21 protein-coding genes and 1 tRNA gene are annotated in these 19,949 nt (G+C 41.8%); 12 read left to right on the top strand and 10 right to left on the bottom strand.

What is annotated here, in order from left to right:
* Window positions 1-230: 230 nt before the first annotated feature.
* Complete coding sequence (locus tag EPX21_RS21565; protein ID WP_134091868.1) at window positions 231-1,526, top strand: DUF2851 family protein; 1,296 nt, start codon at window positions 231-233, stop codon at window positions 1,524-1,526.
* The gene (locus tag EPX21_RS21560; protein ID WP_134091866.1) at window positions 1,523-1,744 is read left to right on the top strand and encodes a PspC family transcriptional regulator; all 222 of its coding nucleotides are present in this window, start codon (window positions 1,523-1,525) and stop codon (window positions 1,742-1,744) included. Before EPX21_RS21565 ends, EPX21_RS21560 begins: the two co-directional genes overlap by 4 nt.
* A 33-nt stretch (window positions 1,745-1,777) precedes the next feature.
* Here EPX21_RS21560 and EPX21_RS21555 read toward each other — a convergent pair whose 3' ends face one another.
* On the bottom strand, window positions 1,778-2,425 hold the full coding sequence (locus EPX21_RS21555; RefSeq protein WP_134091864.1) for an ankyrin repeat domain-containing protein: 648 nt from the start codon (window positions 2,423-2,425) through the stop codon (window positions 1,778-1,780).
* A 236-nt stretch (window positions 2,426-2,661) separates the two neighbouring features.
* Here EPX21_RS21555 and EPX21_RS21550 point away from each other — a divergent pair, with 236 nt between their 5' ends.
* Together EPX21_RS21550 and EPX21_RS21545 are read left to right on the top strand one after the other, a co-directional pair.
* On the top strand, window positions 2,662-3,009 hold the full coding sequence (locus EPX21_RS21550; RefSeq protein WP_134091862.1) for a hypothetical protein: 348 nt from the start codon (window positions 2,662-2,664) through the stop codon (window positions 3,007-3,009).
* Between the two features lie 183 nt (window positions 3,010-3,192).
* Window positions 3,193-5,499, top strand: a complete 2,307-nt coding sequence (locus EPX21_RS21545) for a TonB-dependent receptor (protein WP_166670844.1) — start codon at window positions 3,193-3,195, stop codon at window positions 5,497-5,499.
* Window positions 5,500-5,564: 65 nt separating this feature from the next.
* Here EPX21_RS21545 and EPX21_RS21540 read toward each other — a convergent pair whose 3' ends face one another.
* From EPX21_RS21540 to xerD, 5 genes are all read right to left on the bottom strand, one after another.
* Window positions 5,565-6,260 carry a hypothetical protein gene (locus EPX21_RS21540; RefSeq protein ID WP_134091860.1) on the bottom strand — a complete coding sequence of 232 codons (696 nt, stop codon included), beginning with the start codon at window positions 6,258-6,260 and terminating at the stop codon, window positions 5,565-5,567.
* Window positions 6,261-6,384: 124 nt separating this feature from the next.
* The gene (locus EPX21_RS21535; protein WP_134091858.1) at window positions 6,385-6,966 is read right to left on the bottom strand and encodes a hypothetical protein; all 582 of its coding nucleotides are present in this window, start codon (window positions 6,964-6,966) and stop codon (window positions 6,385-6,387) included.
* A 33-nt stretch (window positions 6,967-6,999) separates the two neighbouring features.
* Window positions 7,000-9,318, bottom strand: coding sequence for a TonB-dependent receptor (locus tag EPX21_RS21530; protein WP_134091855.1), 2,319 nt, complete (start codon window positions 9,316-9,318; stop codon window positions 7,000-7,002).
* A 149-nt stretch (window positions 9,319-9,467) separates the two neighbouring features.
* Window positions 9,468-9,800: a hypothetical protein gene (locus EPX21_RS21525; protein WP_134091853.1), complete on the bottom strand. Its 333-nt coding sequence runs from the start codon at window positions 9,798-9,800 to the stop codon at window positions 9,468-9,470.
* Between the two features lie 100 nt (window positions 9,801-9,900).
* Window positions 9,901-10,791: a site-specific tyrosine recombinase XerD gene (gene xerD, locus EPX21_RS21520; protein ID WP_134091851.1), complete on the bottom strand. Its 891-nt coding sequence runs from the start codon at window positions 10,789-10,791 to the stop codon at window positions 9,901-9,903.
* Window positions 10,792-10,913: 122 nt separating this feature from the next.
* Between xerD and EPX21_RS21515 the strand changes: the two genes are divergently transcribed.
* A tRNA-His gene (locus EPX21_RS21515) sits at window positions 10,914-10,989 on the top strand.
* Here EPX21_RS21515 and EPX21_RS21510 read toward each other — a convergent pair.
* Together EPX21_RS21510 and EPX21_RS21505 are read right to left on the bottom strand one after the other, a co-directional pair.
* Window positions 10,954-12,510, bottom strand: a complete 1,557-nt coding sequence (locus EPX21_RS21510; protein WP_134091849.1) for a recombinase family protein — start codon at window positions 12,508-12,510, stop codon at window positions 10,954-10,956. The two genes, EPX21_RS21515 and EPX21_RS21510, sit on opposite strands and share 36 nt — an antisense overlap.
* A complete protein-coding gene (locus EPX21_RS21505; protein WP_134091847.1) occupies window positions 12,507-12,695 on the bottom strand; it encodes a hypothetical protein in 189 nt (62 codons plus the stop codon). Before EPX21_RS21505 ends, EPX21_RS21510 begins: the two co-directional genes overlap by 4 nt.
* Window positions 12,696-13,444: 749 nt before the next feature.
* Between EPX21_RS21505 and EPX21_RS21500 the strand changes: the two genes are divergently transcribed.
* Window positions 13,445-13,912, top strand: coding sequence for a RadC family protein (locus EPX21_RS21500; RefSeq protein ID WP_166670843.1), 468 nt, complete (start codon window positions 13,445-13,447; stop codon window positions 13,910-13,912).
* Window positions 13,913-14,035: 123 nt separating this feature from the next.
* Here the strand turns inward: EPX21_RS21500 and EPX21_RS21495 are convergent, their stop codons facing one another.
* Window positions 14,036-14,458: a DUF2116 family Zn-ribbon domain-containing protein gene (locus EPX21_RS21495; RefSeq protein ID WP_134091843.1), complete on the bottom strand. Its 423-nt coding sequence runs from the start codon at window positions 14,456-14,458 to the stop codon at window positions 14,036-14,038.
* Between the two features lie 182 nt (window positions 14,459-14,640).
* On the opposite strand from EPX21_RS21495, the gene EPX21_RS21490 reads away from it, so the two are divergent.
* The 5 genes from EPX21_RS21490 to EPX21_RS21470 all read left to right on the top strand — a co-directional run bounded on the left by EPX21_RS21490 (window position 14,641) and on the right by EPX21_RS21470 (window position 18,751).
* The gene (locus EPX21_RS21490) at window positions 14,641-15,210 is read left to right on the top strand and encodes a UPF0758 domain-containing protein (protein WP_134091841.1); all 570 of its coding nucleotides are present in this window, start codon (window positions 14,641-14,643) and stop codon (window positions 15,208-15,210) included.
* 221 nt (window positions 15,211-15,431) lie between these two features.
* On the top strand, window positions 15,432-16,544 hold the full coding sequence (locus EPX21_RS21485; RefSeq protein ID WP_134091839.1) for an AraC family transcriptional regulator: 1,113 nt from the start codon (window positions 15,432-15,434) through the stop codon (window positions 16,542-16,544).
* Between the two features lie 132 nt (window positions 16,545-16,676).
* Entirely contained in the window at window positions 16,677-17,282 is a 606-nt protein-coding gene (locus tag EPX21_RS21480; RefSeq protein WP_134091837.1) for a DUF2306 domain-containing protein, read from the top strand.
* A 305-nt stretch (window positions 17,283-17,587) separates the two neighbouring features.
* Window positions 17,588-18,322: a helix-turn-helix domain-containing protein gene (locus EPX21_RS21475; protein ID WP_134091835.1), complete on the top strand. Its 735-nt coding sequence runs from the start codon at window positions 17,588-17,590 to the stop codon at window positions 18,320-18,322.
* Between the two features lie 66 nt (window positions 18,323-18,388).
* On the top strand, window positions 18,389-18,751 hold the full coding sequence (locus EPX21_RS21470; protein ID WP_134091833.1) for a VOC family protein: 363 nt from the start codon (window positions 18,389-18,391) through the stop codon (window positions 18,749-18,751).
* A gap of 40 nt (window positions 18,752-18,791) precedes the next feature.
* Here the strand turns inward: EPX21_RS21470 and EPX21_RS21465 are convergent, their stop codons facing one another.
* Complete coding sequence (locus tag EPX21_RS21465) at window positions 18,792-19,244, bottom strand: Hsp20/alpha crystallin family protein (protein WP_240768756.1); 453 nt, start codon at window positions 19,242-19,244, stop codon at window positions 18,792-18,794.
* Between the two features lie 268 nt (window positions 19,245-19,512).
* Here EPX21_RS21465 and EPX21_RS21460 point away from each other — a divergent pair, with 268 nt between their 5' ends.
* Complete coding sequence (locus EPX21_RS21460; RefSeq protein WP_134091831.1) at window positions 19,513-19,692, top strand: hypothetical protein; 180 nt, start codon at window positions 19,513-19,515, stop codon at window positions 19,690-19,692.
* The last annotated feature ends 257 nt before the right edge of the window (window positions 19,693-19,949 follow it).

The following is a 19,949-nucleotide window of genomic DNA, read 5'->3' as shown; positions in this document are numbered from 1 at the left end:
GTCATTCTCTGTAATTTCGCCATCATGCTTGTCAGTTTGTAAATAATAAACTGTCAACCTATATCAGGACAAGACACTTACGCCTTAAACCTTTTACCTCACACCTTAAACGTAGTACCTACAACTTATAACGTATAACTAAACCTGTTCACTTTGTTCACTTTTATCTCAAACCAAGTTGAAAGGCTTTAATTTCTTACTTTTATATCCTAAGCCTCATTGATTTGAAGATGGAATTCTCCGAAGAAGTGTTTCATTATATCTGGAAGTACCGCTTGTTTACTGATTTTAACCTCGAGACGAAAAGCGGTAAACCATTAGTTGTTTTGTCGCCCGGACTGAAAAATAAGGATGCCGGACCGGATTTTGAACATAGCCGCTTGATGATCGATCAAATCGAATGGGCGGGAACAATAGAGATACACGTTAAGTCATCAGACTGGTATATACATAGCCATCAGCACGATCCCGCATACAACAGTGTTGTTTTGCATGTCGTATATGAATATGACAAGGAAATCTGCTTGCAGGACGGTACGGTTCCAGAAACGCTGGAATTAAAACGATTTGTAGATGCCTCCCTCCTAAATAGGTACGAAGGGTTAATGCGCAGCAGGGCCTGGATTCCTTGTCAGGAACAGCTGGCTACAATTGATACCTTCCATATTAAACAATGGTTAGAACGCGTACTGACCGAACGTTTACAGGAAAAGTGTACCCTGTTAACAGGGCTTTTGACAGAAAAGAAGAACAATTGGGAAGAAGTAACCTATATTTTATTAGCTAGGAATTTCGGTTTTAAAGTAAACGCCGTGCCTTTCGAATGGCTAGCCAAGAATACGCCGCACCGGCTCTTGGCTAAATACCGGTTTTCTCGAACATCAATTGAAGCGTTGATATTCGGCCAGGCGGGAATGTTGGAAAAAGAGCGATTTTATGATGACTATCCCATCAGTTTACAGAAAGAGTATACCCATTTGCGATATCAGTATAACTTAACACCACTGCCAACTTCCATTTGGAAGTTTCTTCGCATGAGGCCGGCCAACTTTCCGACTATGCGTTTAGCACAATTTGCTGCTTGGTGTGCCAGCGAGGAACATTTGTTCTCGAAAATCATCACGTTGACGAGTGTTGAACAGTTGCGACAGCTGTTTCGCGAGTTGCCCGTCAACGCATATTGGAGGCAGCATTATGTCTTCGATAAAGTAACAAAGCAACATAGTACAGCGTTAGGAGCACGTTCCATAGACAATGTGATTATCAACACAGTGGTAACAATTTTGGTTGCCTATGGCAAATATGTTGGAAAAGAGATGTATCTTTACCGAGCGATTGATTTGTTGGATGAACTTACAGCTGAAAAGAATAGTACGACAAATCAATTCAGCGAATTAGGACTTGACGTTAAAACTGCTGCCGATTCGCAAGCTTTGCTGCAATTAAAGCAGAATTACTGCGATCGATACAAATGTTTGGATTGCGGTATTGGTTTACAAGTGTTTAAGCAAAATAAGACGTTATGATACAACGCATAATGGTTTTCTTTGAACAACGTTCCTTTGGGGTATGTGCCTATCTGGGAGAGAAGCTAGGTGTTTCCATCTCAAAAATTCGCTTGTTCTTTATTTACTCTTCGTTTTTAGCGGTAGGTTTTCCCATTATTTTTTATCTGTTGGCAGGTGTAGTACTCGATATTCGAGATTTTGTTAAACGGATGCGACACCGCCTTTGGGATTTTTAGCGGTCTATTCCTTAACGCCTTTCGCTTTCTTCCTTAACTTAGTATTTTTGCTATCTCGACGTGGCCCTTTTCTGCCGCTAAATCAGCTGCTGTTTTGCCAAAGTCGTTTTTAATGCCAACCAGGGCGCCATTTTCCAATAATAGAATCAGCATTTCGATATTTCCGTTTTGTGCCGCAATATGGAGCGGACTCGTTCTGGCGGCCTGTAATACGTTTACCTCTGCACCGGCTTCCACCAGCATTTTCGCTATTTCGTCAAAATTAGAGCTTATCGCGGCATGTAGCGGATAAACTTGATAGCCATTTTGAGAGGCTAAATTCGGATCAGCCCCTTTTAAGAGCAAATAGCGTACAATATCTATGTTTCCAAAATGTGTAGCCATCCCTAAAGCCGTGAAACCGTGTTCTGAAAATCCATCTAATAAGCTGGGAGATTCTTCTAGCAATTCGCTGACCACATCGATCAAGCCGGCTGCTGCGGCTTCCCAAATTGTTATTTCTTGGATATGCTGCAGGATAATTTTTACTATTTGATTTTTATTATAGTAACAAGCCAATAGGAGCGGCGAAATCTCATGGCTGGTTTTTTGTTGGCACAAGGCCGGGTTGGTATGTAGCAAATTGTCAATCGCTGCTGCATTTCCTGATTCTATATATTCCTCTAATAGTGTTAGGCTCATCTTGTCCCCCTTAAATTATTCCGTTTTGCAAACCTAATATAAAAATCATTATTACAAAACCTCGAAAAGCTAAAATTATTTTCTCCAGAACGTAACTTTTTGTTTGTGATGTAAATATAATGCGTTATTTTTGTACTGCCTTGCTTAAGGCATGTTTTTCATAGGTAGATGTAGGGTCGGATACTCGTATCCGGCCCTTTTTAAAATTTTCACAAACTTTACCTCTCTTTTCCGATATGCTCAATCGAAACGGAATAATGGTCTCTCTCATCGCAAAGCTCATGCTCGTGTACTTTGTGTTGACAGTTATTCCCATAGATTTATATCATCATCATGAGCCGTCGCGGTCGTTAAAGGCAAACAACACCGCTTATAAGGTGCATCATCATACCAAGAATGCGCGTCTTTCTTCGTATTGCTTAATCTGTAACCTGCACCTCAACAAGAAAAACGATTTGCCAGTAACCGGCTTTGTGGTAATGCTTTTTACTAAGGAAGTTTGTCATTCCTATGGATTTATTTCCTCTTTACATGAAATTCCTGTTCAGGATATCACCTATCGGGGTCCACCCTCATTCGCCTAATAAAGCAATTTTTAAAAAAGAATTTTCTCGATAGGTTAATTTAATCATAGCGGTTGTCTAAAAAAACGTACAATTCATTGTCATATGGCCATCCTGAGGAGATTCGTGACTTAAAGTAGTCGTTTCGATCTTTCCCAAATGCGCCCAGGATACAAAGTGGTTTTAGGCATCCACATCCATTTTATGTATAGGTTCATTATCATACTGAGCATGTTTGTTATGCTCGTTAACAATAAAAGTTTTTCAACGGAAACAGTAGCCGTTGGCGGAAAAGTGGTAGATACTCAGAGCAAGCAGCCGCTACCGGGAGCGATTATCACTATTCCGGATTTGCGAATTTCGGTAGTTACCGATCGATCCGGTGCGTTCAGGGTAAGAAATATTCCTGCAAAAGGTCGGTTTTTAGTTGAGATAAGATTTATCGGCTACGAAACCCTCACCCGAATGGTGGATCTCGCTGAAGATGGTGGCTGGGAGTTCGAGTTAAAACCGACGCTGATCGAAACGCAGGAAGTCGTCGTTACAGGAACGCTTTCTTCCGGCAGCAACAAAAGAAATAGTACAACAGTCAATATAATCAATAAAGAGCAGCTGCTCGTTCCGTCAACCAACCTTATTGATGCCATTGCCAAGAGTCCGGGCGTTTCACAAGTGACAACAGGTCCATCCATTTCGAAACCCGTTATACGGGGTCTAAGCTACAACCGTGTGGTAACGATAGATAACGGGATAAAGCAGGAAGGACAGCAGTGGGGCGACGAACATGGCATCGAGATCGATCAATTCAAGGCTAATCGCGTAGAAGTGCTAAAAGGAGCCGCCTCCTTAATATATGGCTCCGATGCGCTGGGCGGGGTTATCAATCTATTGGAACCCCTTCCTGTTTCCGAGGGGGAGGTAAGTGGGGAATTTATCACCAACTATGCTACAAATAACGGCCTTACCAGTTCATCTGTTATGCTGACGGGGCACCAAAACGGTTTCGTGTGGCGAGGTAGAGGAACCTATAAGAGCGCTTATTCTTTTAAAACGCCTGTTGGTTACTTCCCAAATTCCGGTTTTAACGAGAACGATTTTAGTGCTATGCTTGGCCTGAATAAGTCTTGGGGCTACACGCATCTCAACTTTTCGAGTTTTCGAAACCATATCGGCTTTTATGAGCCTGCTTTCAATTCGGAAGGCGCGTATGTAGACGAGAAAGGCAGTCTTTTTAGCGGCGATGATTTTAAAAGCCGCAGGTTGCAGTACCCGAAACAAGACATCCGTCACTACAAAATATCTTTAAACAATAACATACTTCTCGGATCTGGCAATTTAAAATTCGACCTAGGGTTTCAACGTAATCAACGACGTGAGCTCGAAGACGGACCCGATCCGTCGTTATATTTCAACCTGGATACCTATACCGGCGATGCGCGTTACTATATCGGCCAGAAAAATGGCTGGGAACCTGTTTTTGGCTTAAGCACCGAAATTGGCCATAGCGAAAACAGAGGGGAAGAATTTTTAATTCCGGCTTACGATAGCTATGGTATCGGTGCTTTCGGCTACATCAAAAAGAACTGGGAAAACAGTACTTTTAATGTAGGACTCCGTTACGATTTTCGCAAAAATGTGGGTAAGCCACTGGAGGAAGCAGGCGAACAGCTATTCCAACGGTTTATAAATCGTTTTTCTAATTTGAGCGGTGCAGTGGGGTTTACCCATCAATTTACGGAGCGACTTAACTTTAAGACCAATTTCGGCTCTGCCTTTAGGGCACCGAATCCGGCCGAACTGGGGTCGAACGGCGAACATGAAGGTACATTCCGTTACGAGTTAGGAAATCCGGATTTACAGCCTGAAAGAAGCTATCAAATAGATGCCGAACTGTCTTATGGTGGCGAACTGGTGAGTGCCAGCGCTACTATTTACAATAATTATATACACGATTTTATTTATGCGGCCCACCACGGTGAATTTATGGACGATTTACCGGTTTATAATTACGGACAAGTGAATGCCAATTTGTACGGAGCAGAGGCAAGCTTCATCTTGCACCCGGTGCATTTTATTCATTTCGAAAATACGTTTGGATATACACATGCAAAGAACACAAGCCTAGATAAGCCGCTACCCTTTATCCCGGCGGCTGTGTTAAGGAACGAATTGCGTTTCGAACCTGAAATTGAGCATGTGCAGGAACCATTTCTTTCCGTCGGACTTGCCAACTATTTTGCACAGAACCGTGTAGATGCAGAATTTGAGACCCCCACGGCGGGTTACACCTTATTGAGCGCGAGTTTAGGCGCCACATTTTTCGTTGGAAAACAGGCAATCAAATTATATGTTTCGGGGAATAATCTGCTAAATAAGAAATACTATGATGCTTTAAGCCGGTATAAGCCTGGACGCTTAGATCAAACAGATTTAAACTTAGGGGTGTACAATCCCGGTAGAAACATAACCTTTGGTATTTATCTGCCTTTTGTATTGAAGCAAGGCAATTGAAAATGGGGGGGTATGAAAGAAGGTCTAGGGTTTGCCTATTCCTAGACCTTCTTTTCCAGTAGATCTTAATGATCGTGGCCTACAGCATGGATCTCAAAAGTCAATTTTAATACATCCTCTCCGGCAAATCTGCTTGCATAGTCATCGTGGTTCCAATCGGTTCGTTCTATTGTAGCTTTGGTGGTATTGTCGGCCAATTTTCTTAATACATACGAAACGTCTGTATCGGCTCCTTCATTGGCCTCTCCCAAAGAAAAATAGGCGAGAATACCGGTGGTTTCGTATTTGCCGTTTACGCTCGTGCCGTCGCCATATACTTGCTCCCGAGGTTGAAACAGTGCTCCATTTTCGGCATCGCCCGTTTCCGGATTTAAGGTGAAATTGCCGCCCACGATGAAGGCTTTATAAAAGTCTGCAACAGCTTTGCTCGCTAGGAAATCGTTTTGCACCTCGTTACCCGCGCTATTGAATGCGTGGAGTTGCACGCGGTAAATTTTGTGCGGGTCTAAGTGAATGTGTCCACTTTTTGCAACGCCAAATTGATCGAACTCTACAGCAATACTATCTTTCTCGCCGGTAATTTCTGCCAGGTCGTGGAAATGGTCGCCATGTGGGGAGCCGTTCACCTCAATGAAGTCGAGACGGGAAGATGTGATCGCGTTCGGATCGTCCGGAACCACTTGGTCATCATCCTTGCTACAAGCATTGAATAGCAACGAAAAGGCAATAAATAAATACGAATAGTTTCTTAGTTTTTTCATAATGTTAATTTTTGATTAAATAATGTGTTTTTAGAGAAATTATGGTTGCATGAAATACCCATCCTCTCTATAGGAGGGTATCTCGGGTTTACTTAAAATAAGGGCTTACGTACTGCTGGTTTACTTAGTCATGGTCGTGTTCTTCATCAACCGGATGAAGCTCAAAACTTTTGTTAAAGTCATCAGATCCCCCAGCTTCCCGATAATTCGGACTATTCCAACTTTGGGCTGCGGGTTGCGACTTGTCTAAACCGTGGCGCAGTACAAGCTGTAGATCAAATCCTTCCGAAGCCTTATTAACCGTTAAAACGCCTTTAAATCCAACTCGGTTGTCTAAATAGCTGTAATCCAGTACGTCAGCAGGGGCGCCTAAAAAGAACCATTGGTGCTCATTTTCCCCAAATTCAGCTGTTGTGTTTTCACCGTTCTTGAACATGGCAATATCGAGTTGATACTGTTCGCCAGCGTGCAGGTGCAGGTGAGATGGATAAGGCCGATCGCTTCCGCGAATAAAGCGTACTTGTACGGTGTCGCCCTCTGCGTGGAATTCTTCACCATGGTAATGCCCCTCAGTAAACGTGAGTATGGTGCCATCGTATTCTTCCTGATCAATTTCCGGAACAGGGTCGTCCTTAGAGCAGGATGCGAAAGACATAGCTGCCAGACTTATGGCGGCCATCATAAAATAGTTACGTAATTTTTGCATGTTGTTAGAAGTTAAAGTTAAAAACCTAAAAAATTAAAATGTATAGTTCAATTTAAGGGTAATGTTTCGCCCCATATCATGTGCATAGTATCTAAATCTGTTCATATATTCTTTGTATTCTTTGTTTAGTAAGTTGTTTACCCCCATATGTAAATTCAAATTTTGTTCATTGAAACGAAGTCCAACTCCCGCTAACAGATTCACGAGTCCGTAAGCAGGTGGCGGCGCTGCAAAATCAGTGCTGGGTTCAAATCGATTTTGCCGGGCTACAAATTGATGTTGTATCTGCAGGAAGGTATGGTCAAGCGTGTGCGAGTTATAGGATTTCGTCCAACGTAAAGCATTTTCGATGCGGTCGGCCGGGATCCAAGGCAGGTAGCTTTTATGCTGCGTATCTTTTGCTCTTACAAGCGAACCTTTTAAGCTGTAGCGGAGGTCGTCGGTCAGGTAATAACTGCCCGCCAAATCAAGGCCCCAAAAAAAGGCATTCGTTTGTTCATACTGGAATACGGGAAAGGCACCTCGTAAGCTTTCCCAAAGCTCGCCTGTAGATTGAAGATAGATGTAATTTTTAATATAATGCGCATAGGCATCTAATTCGAAATCAAATCGTTGCAACCGAACCTTTGCTGCATTCATCCATTTGAATCCTTGTTCGCTCTTAAACTGGTCATTACCTATTTCAACGGCGGCGGTACCATGATGTAGGCCGTAACTGAACAGTTCACTTACAGAAGGCGGGCGCCAAGCCAGACCGAGATTCGATTGAAGATCTATCGCTTTATTGATATGCCAAGTGCCTCCTAAAGAGCCCGAAAAGTTATGGAAGGTTCGGGTACCGGCATAATAAATGGAGTCTAGACGATAACCTGCCGCATCAAAATATTTAAAATCGTATCGCATGCCGACTTCGAACTCATAGGTAGGTTTTACCCATCGCTCGATCGCGAAGACCCCTGCATTATAGCTGTCGTAATTAGGGATTAAAGGCGTAGCGAAGGTGCCCGGGATGTTGTTATTGATCTGCATGGCTAAATTCATGCCGATGATACTTCGCAGTCCGTTGTTTTTCAAGTGATCATAAGTCACATCGAGGTTCTGAGAGGTCAGTTCCAAGTCTAATGACGGAATGCTGGTACGGCCCCCTCTTCTAATATCGTATTCCTTGCGCAGATTACGCTGTAGGCCATATTGGATATCCATTTGCGCGCCGTTTGTAAAGTCCTTATGTGCTTTAAGTTTTAAAAGGTCGTGCTTTATTTCTTGTCTCGGTGCTTCTATGGTATAAGAAAATGGATAGGTAATAAAAGGTTTGCCGTTTTCAATACGCGATTGCAGGTCCTCAACACTTCCTATATGCGAACCATTAAAGATACCGAGCTCGGTCTCGAAATGGCTATAATAGGCTTCAAACTGGGCAAAGCTAGTTTTGTAGCCCAAAGACGCCGAATAGTTGATTTCCTTTACGCCGGTATTGTTGAGATAATAATCGGCCGATTTGATGTCGCCTAATCTTTTAAAAGTACCCTGCGCCCGCCAGCTAAATCCCGGTAATTTTTTAAGACCACCATTTAACATAGCCGATGTCGTGCCGCCGCGTCCATTATGCTGTCCGGCTATATCAATCTCGCCATGGATTTCAGTATTTACCGGCAAACTAGGCGGATCAACTAAAATGACGCCACCGATGGCATCGGCACCATAACGGACAGATTCTGCTCCCTTAATGACTCGAATGTTTTTAGCTACAAAGGGGTCAATTTCAGGCGCATGTTCCGTTCCCCATTGCTGCCCCTCTTGCCTAATACCATTATTCAGCATTAAAATGCGATTGCTATGCATACCATGGATTACCGGCTTCGCTATGGTAGCTCCGGTTTGCAGCATGCTCACGCCCGGTATCTCCTTCAGTACTTCCGCAAGTAAACCGCCCTTGGTTTCAAGCAACTGTTGCTGCGTTAACGAGTTTACGATAGCCGTCGTTTTAAGGGTGTTTTGATGGCCAACCACTTCTACGTCATGCAGAACAATGTCTCCATGCTGCATACTTATATTCAGCATTTCGTTTTTGGCTAAGCGGAGCTCTTTACTTACTTCTACGAAGCCCAGACTCTTAAAAATGAGGGTATAATTTCCCTTGCAAAGAGATGGAAACCGATAAAAGCCATGTCCGTCGGTCTTTACCGTCTTATTGATCGGCATAAGAAGGACGCTTGCACCGGTTAATGGCAACTGCGTGTCTGCATCGATTAGTCTTCCGTTAATCATAAAATTACATTCATTGCTTTGGGCGTAGCCGATATGGATACTCAAAAGCAAGAACAACAGGGTGAACTGTTTCTTAATAAACATGTATATGTAGGGTTTTTAGCTTGTTTTGATCTGCGTAAAACAAGGAATTTGCTATAGGAATCACCCCGGTTAAGAACTTTATGGCTGTTACGTATTCTTGTTGCAAGAAAAAGCGAGCCTTCAATTCTTTTTAAGAGGATAGGAGCGACTTAAGCTAGTGGGGGGCCTTTATTAAAATAGCGGGATAAAGGAATCTCGATGGGTTTGGCCAAATCTAGGCGCTGGATAAGGACAGGTTTACTCCTGTATACCTCACTCAGCGTAAAGGCTTGGCCTGGCAACTGTTGATTTTGCTGCACGTGAAGGTAGTCGCAAATTTTACAGTTGATTTCTTTTTTGAGTTGAAAAGAACTTTGGCTTGTTTGCTTTACGTTGTCGTTATGAGCATGCACCAATTGCACGGCCTGTATGTAACTTAACGCTACAAGCAAGCAAAGTGCTATTAGTCTATATACGCTTTTTAACGACAATTCTTTCACCATTTCTTTTGTCTTATCGCAAAAATAGAATAAATGCACCTACATTGCAAATGAAACCCGCACGAGTTCAAAAATAAATAGGAATAGGTGGTAAAAATGTGGACTAAGCCCTCGGATGGCATTCGATCATAACCGAGCGAAGGTAGTCACGGTCCAGGTGTGTATAAATTTCTGTCGTGCTGATGCTTTCATGCCCGAGCATATCTTGTACGGCACGTAAATCTGCTCCGCCTTCAATTAGATGCGTGGCAAAGGAATGTCGAAAGGTATGTGGACTGATGGTTTTCTGTAAACCGATCTTGGCGGCCAAATCCTTGATGATAATAAAAACCATGACTCTAGAGAGCGGTGCACCTCGTCGATTAAGAAAAACGTAGTCTTCCATACCGGCTTTTACTTCTTTTCGGTCGTGCTGAAGATAAAGCTGTAAGTGTTTGATCGCTGAGTGGCCGATAGGAATGAGTCGTTCTTTGTTACCTTTACCTGTTACCCGAATAAATTCAATATCCAGAAATAAATTGGAAATTTTCAGGTCGATTAATTCGCTTACCCGGAGACCACAGCTATAAAGCACTTCCAGCATGGCCCTATTACGTGGGCCTTCCGGGCTAGATAAGTCGATGGCTCCTATAAGCGCATCAATCTCCACAATACTTAAGGTGTCGGGCAATTTACGGCCTAGGCGAGGGGCCTCTATTAGGGCTGCGGGATTATGGGCAACAACGCTCTCTAAAGCTAGATAATGATAAAATGTCTTGATGCCAGACAGTACCCGCGCTTGGGAATGGGGCGACATGCCGAGCGAATAAATCCATTCGAGAAAATCGCGGATATCCTGTGTGACAATAGCGTCAGGGTCTTTCGCATGTGTACAAAATGCGTGCTGCCTGAGCTTGTCGACATCATGCAAATAAGCGTCGATCGAATTTTTGGCCAAGGAGCGTTCTAACCTTAAATATTGTCTGAAATCCTTAATCGCTGATTCCCAATTCATTTTATTTTTTATCTGTATGTAATAGAGAGATTTGCGCTAAGTTAAGAAAAACACCCGTATAAAAATTGATAAAAAATTTGCGCTATGTTGGTTTATTGTATATCTTTGCCTCACTAAAAAACGGTGGTTTTAGCTCAGTTGGTTAGAGCGCCTGATTGTGGTTCAGGAGGTCGTGGGTTCGAGCCCCATATTCCACCCTTGACGGGACAAAATGGTTTTATAAACTTTTTGTCCCGTTTTATTTTTTTTTAAATTGTTATTAATCAGGCAGATAAGTGAGTATACTTCGGTCATCTTAGCGGTTCGATGTTTTAGCTTATCGAAAGTGAACTTTTCAGCCATTATCGAACCAATCAGCCTTCTTTTGTTTTCTACGCCTGATTTTGTATAGAGTGATTCGAGAACAGCACCGCTGTGGATAACACGGTCTATAATAGGCTCCAATTGCGTCGAAGACAGTTTAAACCGACCAATATTCTCTAAATCGGCTTCCAATCGACGAATTTCACGATCACAGGATGACTTGATCTCTTTATAATCTTCGCCATCAATATCACCTAATAGCAGTAGTTCTCTTGCTCGAAGTACTTTATTGCTGACGTCTGCCATCTTTCTGGATAGCTCAGTTTTCCGACCTCTGTGCTGGCCACTGTCACTCGCAAAAGCATCGATGATGACTAATTTGAACAATTCGGCTGCAGCGGGGCTAAATTGAAATTCTTTTAGAAAGGCTTGAAACTCTTTGTTTACATCCTCTGCCTTTAGCCTGTAACCACATGTAGAACTGCAATGGTAGTAATGATAGTAGGCATTTCGTCCTTTTGAGGCACTTGCACATAGAGACCGTGCACACCTGGCGCAGTAGAGGAAGCCTTTAAGTGGCAGCAATTCCTGGGAAAGTATTTTGGTGTTGATCTTTCTTTTCTTTCCTTCCAGTACGTCTTGTACCTCGTAGAAAAGGTCTTCTGTAATTAGGGGAACATGGAGTCCTTTCACCATCATTTCCTTTTCATCTTTGTATTCCGGTATGACGATGTTTCCGCAGTACATCGGGTTTCTTATGTGTCTGAAGAAGTTGTTTTTACTGCATTTTAAACCTTTTTGGGCTACGCTACGATAGATTTGTTGTGTGGAGTAGATACCTTTACTGATCTCTTTAAATGCCCATTGCATCAATTCTGCTTGTTTGCCGTTTGGTGCAATGTACTTTTTCCCATTTGCTGCGGTTAAGTTAATATATCCTGTAGGTGCGCGTCCAGTCCAGCGACCTTCCTTTTTAGCTCTTCTCAAACCGTAAAAGGTATTCAGTCCCCGTCTGTCATTTTCAATTTCAGGAGCCGTCAGGTAAATCGCCAGCATCATTTTATTCTCAGGGATATTAATATCCAGTGGTTGTTCGATGGCCTGTGGCTCTACACCAAGTTTGCGCAAGGTATTTATCATGTTGTAGGCGTCGGGTGCATTTCGGCTGAAGCGATCCCATTTTGTAAAAAGGATCAAATCCGATTGGTTGCGATTTTTGTTAAGCTCAGCAAGCATTTTTTTCCAAACTGGTCGATCAAAAGATTTGGCGGAGTGGTCTTCGTAGTATGTATTTCTAACGATGATTTTGTTTTCTACACAGTATTTTTTTAACCTTTCTTCTTGGTCACGCTGCGAATAACCTTTGTCTGCTTGCTCGTCTGTACTGACCCGAACATATATGTCTGCGACTTTCATTTCTTTAAATTTTGGTCGATAAATAAATCTGCTAAGAAGTACATGTTGTCTAATATTTCTGCTGCATCTTTTCTATTCAGATAGATTTTGTGTTTAAAATATATTTCTTGCGTTTGTTCTACAGTTATATTTTTTTTTCTAAAAGCACTGCGGACGCTGATCTTTTTCGTTTGTTTTTTTGACATGTGCTTGCCCTTCAAGTTGATGGAAAAGCAAAAATGTCTTGTACGTTTTTAACGCTAACATATGTTGGACTTACCGTAAGTTAGAATCCGCTAGGTATATCGGTGTTTTTACTTAGAGAATAACCTCTATAAATAAAAATAAATACCTGTATGTGTATTGTGTAACTTTCTGGTCTTTTGCTAATTTATGAATTTATTAATTGTGTATCAATTGTTTACGTTTTTTTTTGAAAAAAATACTTCTGATTTTGCTATGTGGTTCTATTAACACCAATCTGACTCTTCTCTCCAATCAGGTATACATGTATTTGAATGCTAATTGCCGAATTTGTACATGGTTTCCAATATTATTGTTGCTGCGTAACGCTGGTTCCATACTACTTCAGGATTTCAACAGCTTTTTGTGGGTTTGTCTTTCGCGTTCTCTCCTTTCCGATGACATTTTCTCTCTTTGATTAAGTTTCGAATATGGAACTGTTTTTTTGTTGGAAAGCATACGCCACACTTACGATGAGTAAAATCGTTCCGATTAATGCTATTGATTGCACTCTTAAATGTATACGTAGGAATACTTGATGATAGACCATCGGATTGCCTTTGGGGCAAGATGAGGCGCTCCGCTGTAGCGGATGCAAAAAGACTACGGCATAAAGCCGCTGCGCTTTTTATTCCGTTTCCTTTTTGCCCCGCTACTCACGCCTCTTTGGGGCCCTTATTAATCCGATGGTTTTACAAAAAGTATGTATGTAATGAAAACAGGTTCAGAAAACAGGATGTTCAGAATGAGTGAGCTCAAGGTGGTTTATAACCCAAGGATGGATCAGCGGAAACAGCCAATGATAAAGGATTCCGATACCGCTTATCGCGTGTTAATGGAGGTTTGGAATCTGGATACCCTATGGTATAAGGAAGATATGTTGGCTATATACCTGAATATCGAAAACAGGGTAATCGGTTTTGCCAAGATAGCAAGCGGATCGATGGATTGTACCTTGGCGGATGTGCGTATTATCTATGCCATAGCCTTAAAGGTGTGTGCAACGGGTGTGATCGTGGCGCATAACCATCCTTCCGGGAATCTGAATGCTAGCAATGCCGATAAGATGCTAACCGCTAAGATCAAAAATGCAGGGGAATTGCTCGATATCCGTCTGCTTGATCATCTTATTGTGACGGGTAATGGGTATTTGTCATTTACGGATAAGGGGTTGATGTAGTGATAGGTAAAGTAAATAAGTACAGTTAAGAGACTAGAAGTCTATGGTAATCGATTCAATTCATTAGTTCAATGATTATGCCTCCGTTATTGTTGCATGATCTTCGTTATCAGGGTATTAAACTTAGGAAAATTTCGGGTAGTGGTCTTCCACTTTAGCCTGATCTGGGAAAGTGGTAATAAGCACCTGTTCGTCCACTGCACGCCAGCCGATATCAAAAATGCAATACCAGGATTCCCCATCTTTGTAGGTTATGCTGGTGAAAAATTTGAAATTAACCCCTTTTGATTGAAGTTCGTGAAGATCCACGATGATCTCGTATTCCGGATTGGGGCTCATTACGCTGAGGATACGGTAATTGTTTTTGATGATGCGCAGGATTTCTTTTGCACTTACTGGAATGCGTTCTGCTATTTCCTGTCTTTTTTTGCGGTTGAAATGATTCCGGCAGGTATCGTTGCAGAAGCGCTGGTCTGAGCGGCCTCTCAATTGATTGCCGCAGTCCTGGCAGTGGCGGGCTTCGGTGGGGTGGTTAGAAGATTCCATTTATCGATAACTTATTTGGATGCTTTTATGTTTATAGAACGCTTGTTATTCCGTATATGTTTTCGGGATCGGGTAAGATTTTTTCGGATCGGATATCTGTAGATCACATCGGGTAATGTGTATTTGCACCGATTGTTCGCATTCAGATTTCCCAATTTTGATGGGAACAAAATGATATAGCCATGCAACACACAAACTTTGTAAACGAACATTTTGCCTCGCTGTCCAACAGGCGGCATTATTTTCTGGATTTTAAGCGGACAGTTAATAATAGCCATTATATTCAGATTACCAGGAGCGATGCGCAGCTTGGGGGTGGTTATCTCCGTAGCAGCGTGGTGGTTTTTGAGGAGGATTTTGAATTTCTTATACAGGCATTTTCTTCTCTTTTCCATGCAGCTGCTTATCATCAGGCAGGGGAGGTGCAGGTACATGAATTGAACAGACAGGCTCAGGCAGAAAGTGGTATCAAGGGCTGGCCTGTCCAACTGCGTCCACGTGAGAAGATGTTGGAGCACGGGCCCTCATTCATGAGCGATGCGGAGTTGATTGCTATGCTTATAGGGTCGGGTTCCAAAAATGAATCAGCGGTTGCCTTGGCGGAACGCATGCTCGCCGAAGTCGGTGGCGATGTAGGCGAATTAAACAGGTTAAGCATCCCACAGTTGTGTCGGTTTTCGGGTATGGGTATTGCAAAGGCTTGTGCAGTAAAGGCGGGGATGGAGCTCGGTAGGAGGGTTTTTAATGTATAATAGATGGCGAAGACGGGATTATGACGTAGTTAGTAAATAAATGAAAAGAGTTGACAATTGCGAAAGTACCAATAAATCTATTTGACAAACACCAATGGTACGGCGTAGTCTTAATTCAAATTTGCTTTAAACATTAGGTGTAAGGAGGTCCATTGTATTATGAATTTTGTAGATCATTCCGATAATCCTAGATTAGTACCAGAATTAAAAGTATCATTTCAATGACGGATATAAGTGTCTTATGTTACCTTTCAGGAATTTTTATAGCTTGCTTTTCGGCCTTTCTTATTCTTGGTAAAAAGAAAAAGCAAGCTGCTGATTATATACTTGCCGCTTGGTTTTTTGTAATAGCATTACACCTTACATTCTTTGTCTCATTTTTATCTGGTACTTATAACAATTTTCCGCATATATTGGGGCTTGAAATACCTTTTCCACTGATGCATGGGCCAATATTGTACTTCTATACGCTTTGTCTTACTGCTCAACATCCCAGTAAGGGAAGTTTCCTACTACATTTAGCACCTGCCATTATTGTTTACGTGTTGCTTTTTAGATTCTTTCTATTGTCCCCGCAAGAGAAAATATACATATATCAACATGGGGGCGGTACTTATAGAATGTTGAGGCAAGCTATAATGATTGCTATCGTTTTATCAGGGATCCTATACGTCATGCTTAGTTTTCTTGCGACCAGAAAGTATAAAAAGTCTATAGCGGAACAGGATTCCAATACGGAAAAGATTAACCTCGATTGGTTGAATTACCTGATAGCAGGAATCGCCATGATATGGGTTGCAGTAATCGTTAAAAATGATGTGTTGATTTTTACTCTTGTGGAACTGTTTATCCTGACAGCCGAATATTTTGGTATAAGCCGTGCCGGCATATTAAAAATAGCAGAAAAAGCCAAATCGGATGGGGGAAAAATGAGTGTTGAGCAAGCCGTAAAATATGAGAAAAATTCTAAGAGTGAAGATATTATCCATGATGTTTATGAGAGATTAGAGCATCTTATGGTGGCTGAAAAGCTTTATAAAGATCCCGAATTGACATTAAGCTATGTAGCATCATCGCTTCAGGTACATCCTAATACGCTTTCCCAGACAATAAACTCAATGGAGGAAAAAAATTTCTACGAGTACATCAACCGGCAGAGGATTGATGAATTTAAGCAAATCGCAATACTGCCTAAGAATCAGAAATTCACCATACTGACCCTCGCTTTCGAAAGCGGATTCAATTCCAAGACTTCTTTCAATAGAAATTTTAAGAAATACGCTAACTGTTCACCAAGAGAATACCTAAAAAGCCAAAACGTATATTTACATTAGCTCAATTAAGAAGATTCGTCTTTTTGACATTATGGTGCCAAGAAACCATCTGCTAAAATAGGTTCCACCTTTCATATTGGAACCCTCATTTCTAACCAATTCTTCATTTTTAGAAAAAATTTCAACTCCGCTATGAGGAAATTCTTATTTATTATTACGGCTATCTTGGCCATTTTATTGGGAGCCTATCCACTGATGTACGCATTTGTAGATCACCAATATACGTTCTTAAACTCCAAGCCGCCGAATGTACTCAAGGACCTTTTTTGGAAATCTGCATTCTATTTTCACGTCGTTTTTGGGGGGCTATCGCTTTTTATAGGTTGGATGCAGTTTGGACCCCGTTTTCGTAAAAGGCACATAAAACTGCACAGGTCCATCGGCATGTTTTATGCGCTTTCGGTTTTTATCAGTTCGTTAAGCGGTATCTATATTGCTCTGTACGCCAACGGAGGAATTATACCGGTTCTAGGGTTCATTTTGCTGGGGCTTATCTGGTTCGTTAGCACAATAATGGCATACGTTGAAATTGTCAGAGGACATACGATGGCACATAAAAGGTTCATGACTTATAGCTATGCATGTACTTTTGCAGCAGTCACACTCAGGTTATGGCTTCCTCTACTGGTTATGTTGATAAATGACGCAGAATTGTCTTATAGGATTGTGGCGTGGCTGTGCTGGGTTCCAAATCTCTTCCTAGCTTATTCAATTAATAAATACGGGAGGTTAACATAAGGAAACGTACACCATGGGAATTAATATTACTTAGTTTGCGTCTGCAGGCGTTTATTGTCTGATCTGTATTTTTAGGCTCGCCGTCTTAATTTACTTGAACATTACCTCATCGGGCATTTCAGCTTGTGGAAAAGATTAAACAAGCTGATCTGCTTACAATTTCAATATGCACAAACCTAGTGTTTAAACGATGGTGAGAACGTATTTGCGCGTTGGGAGATGTTAATTCTATTCACTAAGAAAAGGATTCAGCAATTTTCAGCAGGTTGTACGTCAATCTTGAAAGGAATCTTTACCTTTAGATTATGAGTTATACCGAAGTCAAACCACATCCCAAACTTGAGGGTTATATCGATGCCTTTTGGACCGTTGTGGGCAGTGAAGGTGCAGTGCGTAGCCAAAGGATAATGCCTGATGGTTGCGTTGACCTTATCTTCAATCTCGGGGAGGATTGCGGGGCAGAAAACGGCAGATTGACAATGCAAAGGGATAAAATCTATCTGGTTGGAACAATGACTACTTTTAGCGATAGTTTTTTGACTGGTGGCAAGAAACTTATTGGGGTTCGATTCAAACCTGCTGCTTTCTCTTCGTTTTATAATTATGCTCCGATGCATGAACTTACCAACCTGTGCATAGGATTTGAACGGTCACTTTCGCCGGACATTGACCTCGTAAAGAACTATTCGATTGCCTATCTACAGGCCTTTTTTTTAGATAGAGTAAGGGTACCAAAACATAGCCTATTCAATGTCATTAACTATATAAGGTTGACAAATGGCAATATCGGTATCGATACACTGGCAACTGCAAACCACATAACCAGGAGACAATTGGAGCGGGAATTCAGAAATCATATTGGTGTCAGCCCCAAAGAATACTTAAAAATCATACGTTTCAAGAATGCCCTCAAAATAATTAAGGAGAATAGGAACGAAAATAATTTTTCTGAAATAGCATTCAAATGCGGTTTCTATGACCAAGCCCACTTCAGCAATGAAATAAAAAGGTATGCAGGACTTACACCGTCTCAAATTTGATTTTGTCGCATTTTTCCAAAGCCGGGGCCTTAGTGATATGTATCTTTGCGTAAAACGCATATAGATATGAACGATATTTCCCAGAAAAGGTTAAGACACGAGCAGATTCAATATATCGAGTTTGTAACCAACAACATCGCTCAGGCTAAGGACTTTTATGCAAAAAGTTTCGGCTGGCAATTCACAGATTATGGACCGGACTACGCTGCATTTGAAGGTGAGTTTGTGGACGGTGGTTTTGCCAAGGGTATTCCCGCAAAAGGCAGTATTTTAGTGGTTCTGTATTCAGAGGATATTGGGCGCAGTAAAGATAAGGTACTCAGCGCCGGTGGAATTATAGTCAAGGATATTTTCGAATTTCCGGGAGGACGGCGTTTTCAGTTTCTGGACTCAGACGGCAATGAATTGGCCGTATGGACGGATAAATAAACAAAAAGGCCTGCTGAAAAGCAGGCCTAATATTATTAATTTAAGAAATCTCAATGAGGCGGGGTGCTTTTTTGCGTGCCTCCTCACGTTTTGGAATGCTGAGCCGTAAAACACCATCCTCATAACGGGCCTCAATCCTGTCCTCATCCACAACATCCTTTGGAAGGGTAAAGCTTCGCTGGAAAGAGGTATAGCTGAACTCCTTTCGACTGTATCCACCATGCCCATCTTCTTTCTCATTCCTGTTGGTAGAAGAAATGAGCAAATGGTTGCCGTTGAGCTCGACCTTAAAATCCTCTTTTTTCATTCCAGGAGCGGCCATCTCCACTTCAAAATTGGCATCCGTTTCCCTGATGTTCACAGCGGGCAGTGTAGCGTTCAGCGCTGAGTAACGGCTGTTGCCCCAGTTGAACAAATCGCTAGCAAAAAAATCATCGAATAATGCCGGAATTGCTGAAAGATTGTTTCCGTTTCTTTTGGTGAGTGTCATCATAACCTCCTTTTTGATTAAAACCAACAATTAAGTTAAACCTAAAAATTAATTCTTCCTAAAATGAAGATTGTATCCGTGTTTGATATTTCAAGGATATGCCAATGTACCTATGTGCCTCTCAAAGAACTTTTTGCGTCACTTTTTCTTTTTCCAATGCTGTTTTTATGCCATTTTTTCAGCTATAATAATGATATCACTTACGGTAACCCCAACGTAATAAAGACTGCCACAGTACTTTCCAAACTTTGGTTAGCAAAACAGGAAAGCCATGAAGCATAAAAGAAAAATCCCCGAATTGAAGGCGCGTGATTTCAACGGCAAGTTGTATCAAAAGATTAGGCATATGAAAGGGCAACCCCGGCAACATATCCGTCAACTTCTGCGGTCATTCATCCCCTTGGAAGAGGAGGAAAATACCGATGATGGGAACGACAATCTTCCTATTTAAGGCAGCGTAAAAGGACTACAGCAACAACAATTATTCGATAACGTAAACGGAGTTTCAGGAAGGTTCCCTTACGAGCATTTAGCCCTTCGCGTGAAGGGAGCAAGATGTATTTTCGTATACGAAAACATCTTGCCGCCCTATCGGTCGGGGGGCAGCACTCGGAACTCGTGCTGCCTTTTGTACGTCTTCAAACTAAATTAGACACATTAGGATGAAACCTTAAGGAGACTTTCGAGTTATAAATTTATTAATTTTTG

The sequence above is a fragment of the Olivibacter sp. XZL3 genome, from assembly GCF_004368405.1.
Lineage (GTDB): Bacteria > Bacteroidota > Bacteroidia > Sphingobacteriales > Sphingobacteriaceae > Olivibacter.
Note: the sequence above shows the minus strand (reverse complement) of the source record. Positions and strands in the feature narration are given on the sequence as shown.

Excerpts from the sequence above, each read along its gene's own strand:
- EPX21_RS21565 (WP_134091868.1), top strand. The coding sequence starts at position 231 with ATGGAATTCTCCGAAGAAGTGTTTCATTATATCTGGAAGTACCGCTTG.
- EPX21_RS21560 (WP_134091866.1), top strand. The coding sequence starts at position 1,523 with ATGATACAACGCATAATGGTTTTCTTTGAACAACGTTCCTTTGGGGTA.
- EPX21_RS21555 (WP_134091864.1), bottom strand. The coding sequence starts at position 2,425 with ATGAGCCTAACACTATTAGAGGAATATATAGAATCAGGAAATGCAGCA.
- EPX21_RS21550 (WP_134091862.1), top strand. The coding sequence starts at position 2,662 with ATGCTCAATCGAAACGGAATAATGGTCTCTCTCATCGCAAAGCTCATG.
- EPX21_RS21545 (WP_166670844.1), top strand. The coding sequence starts at position 3,193 with ATGTATAGGTTCATTATCATACTGAGCATGTTTGTTATGCTCGTTAAC.
- EPX21_RS21540 (WP_134091860.1), bottom strand. The coding sequence starts at position 6,260 with ATGAAAAAACTAAGAAACTATTCGTATTTATTTATTGCCTTTTCGTTG.
- EPX21_RS21535 (WP_134091858.1), bottom strand. The coding sequence starts at position 6,966 with ATGCAAAAATTACGTAACTATTTTATGATGGCCGCCATAAGTCTGGCA.
- EPX21_RS21530 (WP_134091855.1), bottom strand. The coding sequence starts at position 9,318 with ATGTTTATTAAGAAACAGTTCACCCTGTTGTTCTTGCTTTTGAGTATC.
- EPX21_RS21525 (WP_134091853.1), bottom strand. The coding sequence starts at position 9,800 with ATGGTGAAAGAATTGTCGTTAAAAAGCGTATATAGACTAATAGCACTT.
- xerD (WP_134091851.1), bottom strand. The coding sequence starts at position 10,791 with ATGAATTGGGAATCAGCGATTAAGGATTTCAGACAATATTTAAGGTTA.
- EPX21_RS21510 (WP_134091849.1), bottom strand. The coding sequence starts at position 12,510 with ATGAAAGTCGCAGACATATATGTTCGGGTCAGTACAGACGAGCAAGCA.
- EPX21_RS21505 (WP_134091847.1), bottom strand. The coding sequence starts at position 12,695 with ATGTCAAAAAAACAAACGAAAAAGATCAGCGTCCGCAGTGCTTTTAGA.
- EPX21_RS21500 (WP_166670843.1), top strand. The coding sequence starts at position 13,445 with ATGAAAACAGGTTCAGAAAACAGGATGTTCAGAATGAGTGAGCTCAAG.
- EPX21_RS21495 (WP_134091843.1), bottom strand. The coding sequence starts at position 14,458 with ATGGAATCTTCTAACCACCCCACCGAAGCCCGCCACTGCCAGGACTGC.
- EPX21_RS21490 (WP_134091841.1), top strand. The coding sequence starts at position 14,641 with ATGCAACACACAAACTTTGTAAACGAACATTTTGCCTCGCTGTCCAAC.
- EPX21_RS21485 (WP_134091839.1), top strand. The coding sequence starts at position 15,432 with ATGACGGATATAAGTGTCTTATGTTACCTTTCAGGAATTTTTATAGCT.
- EPX21_RS21480 (WP_134091837.1), top strand. The coding sequence starts at position 16,677 with ATGAGGAAATTCTTATTTATTATTACGGCTATCTTGGCCATTTTATTG.
- EPX21_RS21475 (WP_134091835.1), top strand. The coding sequence starts at position 17,588 with ATGAGTTATACCGAAGTCAAACCACATCCCAAACTTGAGGGTTATATC.
- EPX21_RS21470 (WP_134091833.1), top strand. The coding sequence starts at position 18,389 with ATGAACGATATTTCCCAGAAAAGGTTAAGACACGAGCAGATTCAATAT.
- EPX21_RS21465 (WP_240768756.1), bottom strand. The coding sequence starts at position 19,244 with ATGATGACACTCACCAAAAGAAACGGAAACAATCTTTCAGCAATTCCG.
- EPX21_RS21460 (WP_134091831.1), top strand. The coding sequence starts at position 19,513 with ATGAAGCATAAAAGAAAAATCCCCGAATTGAAGGCGCGTGATTTCAAC.